The 5,458-nt window shown below is 59.7% G+C and carries 4 protein-coding genes and 2 pseudogenes; 2 read left to right on the top strand and 4 right to left on the bottom strand.

The window, feature by feature from the left end:
* Positions 1–124: 124 nt before the first annotated feature.
* Together CINSTRO3249_RS12235 and dadX are read left to right on the top strand one after the other, a co-directional pair.
* A pseudogene (locus CINSTRO3249_RS12235) lies at positions 125–1,012 on the top strand (D-amino acid dehydrogenase); the annotation flags it as partial.
* 42 nt (positions 1,013–1,054) lie between these two features.
* Positions 1,055–2,125, top strand: a complete 1,071-nt coding sequence (dadX, locus tag CINSTRO3249_RS12230) for a catabolic alanine racemase DadX (protein ID WP_074013484.1) — start codon at positions 1,055–1,057, stop codon at positions 2,123–2,125.
* A gap of 90 nt (positions 2,126–2,215) precedes the next feature.
* On the opposite strand, the gene CINSTRO3249_RS17265 is transcribed toward dadX, so the two are convergent.
* The 4 genes and pseudogenes from CINSTRO3249_RS17265 to CINSTRO3249_RS12210 all read right to left on the bottom strand — a co-directional run.
* Positions 2,216–2,458, bottom strand: a complete 243-nt coding sequence (locus tag CINSTRO3249_RS17265; protein WP_074013483.1) for a hypothetical protein — start codon at positions 2,456–2,458, stop codon at positions 2,216–2,218.
* 69 nt (positions 2,459–2,527) lie between these two features.
* Positions 2,528–4,099 carry a transcriptional regulator TyrR gene (gene tyrR / locus CINSTRO3249_RS12220; protein ID WP_074013482.1) on the bottom strand — a complete coding sequence of 524 codons (1,572 nt, stop codon included), beginning with the start codon at positions 4,097–4,099 and terminating at the stop codon, positions 2,528–2,530.
* A gap of 118 nt (positions 4,100–4,217) precedes the next feature.
* A complete protein-coding gene (locus CINSTRO3249_RS12215; protein WP_074013481.1) occupies positions 4,218–5,126 on the bottom strand; it encodes a YcjF family protein in 909 nt (302 codons plus the stop codon).
* Positions 5,123–5,329, bottom strand: a pseudogene (locus CINSTRO3249_RS12210) (YcjX family protein); the annotation flags it as partial. The gene CINSTRO3249_RS12215 and the pseudogene CINSTRO3249_RS12210, both read right to left, overlap by 4 nt.
* Between the last annotated feature and the right edge of the window lie 129 nt (positions 5,330–5,458).

The raw sequence follows: 5,458 nt of genomic DNA, 5'->3' as shown, positions 1-5,458 counted from the left end.
AATATGTCACCAGGGTTTAATCTGACGTACAAGCTGTAAGCTTAAGGCAGAGTACAAACTCACCGGTAACATCCCAATGATCAGTTGGGGATCATTAACCTTTGAAAGTCAATGATCAAGATATAAGGCAGGTACGCTGCAACTGTTTCGCAGTGCAAAGCAATTCGCTAATGCGCAACGAGATATTGCGGTATTGCGCGCGGAAGGCGTACCCTATGCGCTGCTGGAAGCCAACGAACTGGTTAATGCCGAACCGGCGCTGGCGGGCGTGGCTCACAAGCTCGCCGGCGGTTTACGCCTGCCGAACGATGAAACCGGCGATTGCCAGTTGTTTACCCGCCATCTTGCCGCCATGGCGGCGGAAAAGGGCGTTTTATTCCGCTATAACTGCCCTGTTGACGCGCTGGTGCGTAATGGTGACCGGATTGACGGCGTGAGCTGCGGCAGTGAAATCCTGCGCGGTGACGCTTATGTGATGGCCCTGGGATCCTATTCCACCGCGATGCTACAGGATGTGGTCACCATTCCGGTTTATCCGTTGAAGGGCTATTCGCTGACGATCCCATTGGCGGACGAGCAGGGCGCGCCGGTGTCCACCGTACTGGATGAAACTTATAAAGTCGCTATCACCCGCTTCGATCGGCGCATTCGGGTGGGGGGAATGGCGGAAATCACCGGTTTTAATACCGAGTTGCTGGCCAAACGTCGGCTGACGTTGGAAACGGTGGTACGGGATTTATTCCCCACCGGGGGACATATTGATCAGGCGACGTTCTGGACCGGCCTGCGGCCGATGACGCCGGACGGCACGCCGCTGGTAGGCGCCACAGCGCTGCGTAATCTTTATTTGAATACCGGCCACGGTACCCTCGGCTGGACAATGGCGTGCGGCTCGGGGCGCCTGTTGGCGGATATTATCAGCGCGCGGGCACCGGAAATTCGTTATGACGATTTGTCCGTTGCGCGTTATGCGCCCGGTTTTGACGCCGTGGCCGTCGCGCGGCGGGTCTGAGACCGCTTACAGCGGCCATTTTGTAGAGGTAAGGAGCTGTTCATGCCACGTCCGATTGTCGCCAAAGTGAATTGCGCTGCGCTGGCGTCAAATTTAACCGTCGTCCGCCGCCATGCGCCGCAATCGCGCGTGTGGTCGGTGGTCAAAGCCAATGGCTATGGCCATGGTTTGCATGCTGTTTGGCAGGGGCTGCAGCAAACGGATGGTTTTGCGCTGCTTGATCTTCACGAGGCGGTTGTGCTGCGGGAAAAAGGGTGGCAAGGCCCCATCTTATTGCTGGAAGGTTTTTTTCAGCCAGCCGATCTAGCGGTCATCGATCGCTATCGGTTGACCACCGCCGTGCACAGCGACTGGCAAATTGAGGCTTTAAAGCGGATGACCCCGCGAGCGCCGCTGGATATCTACCTGAAACTTAATAGCGGTATGAATCGGTTGGGCTTCAGCGAGCGGGCATTGCCCGGCGCTTGGCAAGCGCTGAAGGCGCTGGGGCATGTGGCGACCCTGACGTTGATGACCCATTTCGCCTATGCCGATATGCCGGAAGGGGTTGAGGAACAAATGGCGGTTGTGGCGCGCGCCGGTGACGGTATGCCAGGCCCGCGCTGTCTGGCAAATTCCGCCGCCACGTTGTGGCATCCCAAGACCCACGGGCAATGGGTGCGGCCCGGCATTATTCTCTATGGCGCGTCTCCCAGCGGTGACTGGCAGGACATTGCCGCCAGCGGTTTGCAGCCGGTCATGACGCTGCAAAGCGAATTGATTGCCGTGCAATCGGTGCCTGCAGGTGGACGTATCGGGTACGGCGGCCGTCACCGGGTGAGCGAAACGCAGCGGGTCGGCGTCGTCGCCTGCGGTTACGCCGATGGCTATCCGCGCCACGCGCCGACCGGGACCCCCATTTGGGTCGATGGCGTGAGGACGCGCACCCTTGGCGCGGTGTCGATGGATATGCTGATGGTGGACTTACAGCCTTGTCCGCAAGCCCGCATCGGCTCTCAGGTTGAACTTTGGGGCGATCACGTCAAAATCGACGAAGTGGCGGCCTCCGCCGGTACCCTCGGCTATGAACTGATGAGCGCGCTGACATCGCGGGTCACGGTGCAGGTTCGCTGACCGGTTTAGCGCGGGCGGGCGTGAGCGTGGTTGCAGTAAGACCTCCCGACTCACCCCTTGCTTTACAGCCAACGGGTCAGCGAGATTGCCTCAGAGCCGGATTATGATGCCGCGCTCGCCGCGCTGCAGGCCTGAGCGCGCGACATAGGCGCGGAAGACGCCGATCTGGTCGGTGAAAACCGGTGCGCCGGCGATGAACCGACCGGCACCCGCCGGCGCACCGCTGACCTGCCGGTTCAGGCCGTCGCCCCGCGACACAGACCGGCTGCGATCTGCGCCTGCGGCGCAGCATAATATCGGTATCGCGGCGGTGGCGTTGCCGCCGCGCAACACCGCTACGTTAAGCTCAAGCTACCACGCGGCGCCGCTGCCCTGTCTGTTCGGCGGAGCGAAGGCGCGGCGCTAGACCGCGGTGTCCTCGTCCGTTTTTTTACCGTTTAAACCGTATTCGCGTAATTTATTGGCGATGGCGGTATGGGAAACCCCCAGCCGTTTCGCCAATTTACGGGTGCTGGGATAGGCGCGGTAAAGGCGGGTAAGCACCGAACGCTCGAACCGTTTGCTGATGTCATCCAACGAGCCGTCAAGCACGTCGTCTGTCAGCGGCAGCGCCTGGGCAAAATCAGGCAAATCGATATCTTCGGCGCTCAACGCCGGCCCTTCCCGCTGCGCCATCGCGCGGTACAGCGCATTTTTTAACTGCCGTACGTTACCCGGCCAGGGGTAAAGCGTCAATGTGGCGGCCAGATCCGGCGCCAGTTGCGGCCGTGCCACCCCCTGCTCGTCGCAAAAGCGGGCGACAAACAGCGAGGTTAACGGCATGATATCTTCCGGGCGATCGCGCAACGGCGGAATAGTCAGGGTGAGTACATTCAGACGATAATAGAGGTCTTCGCGAAAATGACCGTCCCGCACCAGTTCGAGCAAGTTTTTCTGCGTGGCGCAGATAACCCGCACATCCACATGCATCTCTTTGTCCTCCCCAACCCGGCGGAACGTGCCGTCATTGAGAAAGCGCAATAATTTATTTTGCATGCGTGGCGACATTTCCGCTATCTCGTCCAGCAACACCGAGCCGCCGTCCGCCTGTTCGAAAAAGCCCTTTTTACTCTCGAACGCATTGGGATAAGCGCCCGCGGCGTGGCCGAACAGCTCGCTTTCGGCCACTTCGTCGGGCAAGGCGGCGCAATTGAGCGCTAGAAAGGGCTGACGCCCCCGGGCGCTGCGCAGATGGCAGGCGTGGGCCAGGAGATCTTTACCGGTACCGGTTTCGCCGACAATCAGCAACGGTGCGTCGAGCATCGCCAGTTTGCGGGCGCTGTTAATCACCTGGCGCATACGCTCGCTGCTGGCCAGCAGATGGCTGAATGCGCTGTCGTCGTTGACCGAATGGTCCTTCAATTGCCGGTCCATGCGCAACGCCGATTTCAACATCACCACCCCGCCGACGGTGGCGGTCTGGCCATCGTCCCCCGGCAGTTGCACGGGGGTGATATCCAGCAGGAAATCCTGGCCTTGGATCACCACCCGTTCAGCAGCCGGCTGCGGCTGGGCCTCTCCCAGCCAGTGATTGAAGTCAAACCCGCCGACCAGTGATGACACCGATTGGCCTAATAACTTCTCCTCGCTGAGATTAAACAGCAACGCCGCCGCCGGATTGGATAACGCGATCCGGCCTTTCAGGTCGATGGATAACACGGCTTCCGGCATGGCGGCCAATATTGCCTGCATGGCGCGCGAGTCGCGTTCGGTGGGCATATAGGCCACCGTTCGCACATCGGTAACGCCCTCTATGCGGCGAATTTCCGCCATCAGCGAACGAAAAATATCAAATTCCAGCGGCGTACAATTGAGATAGACGCGGCCGGCGGGGGTGATTTCGATGCCGCGTAAATCGATGGCGCGTGGGACTAATAACGCCAACAACTCCCGCACCAGACCCAAACGGTCCTGACAAACTACTTCCAAACGCATGTATTGCCTCGCTCAAGCGATTAGGGTGTCTGGGGCTATCATACTGGCCATTGCAGCGCGGTAGAAGCCATCTGTCACTAAAAGTTGACAGTCTGGACAGTAATACGTCCATCCCACGTCAGCCGGGGGACTGACGCTTGTCCAGCGCGGCTTTAAGCTGGCCCAACAGTTCGCGACGAAACTCACCCAGGCGTGGTTTCTCTCCCGGCAGCCACGGCAGCGGGCGGCACAGTTCCATCGCCTTCAGCCCCAACCGGGCCGTTAGCAGCCCCGCCCCCATCCCCTGCGCGGCACGGGCGGACAGGCGCGCCGTCAGATCTTGGGATACCGAATCCATGCCGATCTCCCGCACCCATTCGCTGATACCGGCAAAAGCGATATTCACCAGCACCAGCCGGAACAGGCGGATGCGGCTAAAGTAGCTCAAATCAATGCCGTACAGCGCGGCAATGCGGTTAACCAAGCGGAAATTTCGCCAGGCGATAAAGCTCATATCTACCAGCGCCAGCGGACTCACCGCCACCAGCAGTGTCGATTCTGCCGCAAACCGGCTAATGGTCAGTCGTACTTGACGGTCAATCACCGGTTGCACCAGTTTGGGCAAGTCGGCCGCCCGGCTGCGCTGCGTCACCCTCTCGCGCAACCGGTAGAGCCGGCGCCATTCGCCGCCTATCGCGCCGACGGCCGCCAGTATGAAGATGCCGCCCGCCGTCAGCGCGCCCAGGCTGAACCATTGCTGATGTTGCCAGGCGCTGACAAAGGCGCCGATACCTTGCGCAATGCTACTCAGTAGCAACAGACCCGCACCCGCCACCACCATGCGCCGCCACAGGCTGCGTTTCGGCGTCAAAGCATAGGTAATCAGCGCTTCCGGCTTGCCGCTGTCGTTGTCTTGTGCCTCCGTCGACTGCGGTATAAACGCTTCGCTGACGTTATCGGTGAAGTGCCTGGCGGCGCGCAGGGGCGGCTCGGCAGGCGTATCCAGTGGCGAGTCGAAATCGATACGTGGTCGAATAGGATCGGTCATCGCAATTTGTCTCCCAGCAAGAATTCCATGACCGCATCCATGCGAATATGCGGCAACGGCGCGTCAGTTTCTCGCGCCTGAGGACGAAAGGCCTCGAACTGAAAACGCTGTTGCTGCCAAAAAGCGGGTCCCGGTAAACGTGCCGGCACTTCGCCCGGATAAAACGTCAGCGGCGCGCCGTCCTCCAGCCGATCCCCCTTTAAGCCATAGGTATCTACACATTTATCGTGATACCTGTTATTACTTTGCAGAATGATTTCAACCTATCTGTTGGCGGGATTGACTCTCGCCTTACCCGCCGATATCAGACGCTGGTTAAACAGCATATGACG

The organism is Candidatus Sodalis sp. SoCistrobi, assembly GCF_900143145.1.
Taxonomy (GTDB): Bacteria; Pseudomonadota; Gammaproteobacteria; order Enterobacterales; family Enterobacteriaceae; genus SoCistrobi.
Note: the sequence above shows the minus strand (reverse complement) of the source record. Positions and strands in the feature narration are given on the sequence as shown.

Excerpts from the sequence above, each read along its gene's own strand:
- dadX (WP_074013484.1), top strand. The coding sequence starts at position 1,055 with ATGCCACGTCCGATTGTCGCCAAAGTGAATTGCGCTGCGCTGGCGTCA.
- tyrR (WP_074013482.1), bottom strand. The coding sequence starts at position 4,099 with ATGCGTTTGGAAGTAGTTTGTCAGGACCGTTTGGGTCTGGTGCGGGAG.
- CINSTRO3249_RS12215 (WP_074013481.1), bottom strand. The coding sequence starts at position 5,126 with ATGACCGATCCTATTCGACCACGTATCGATTTCGACTCGCCACTGGAT.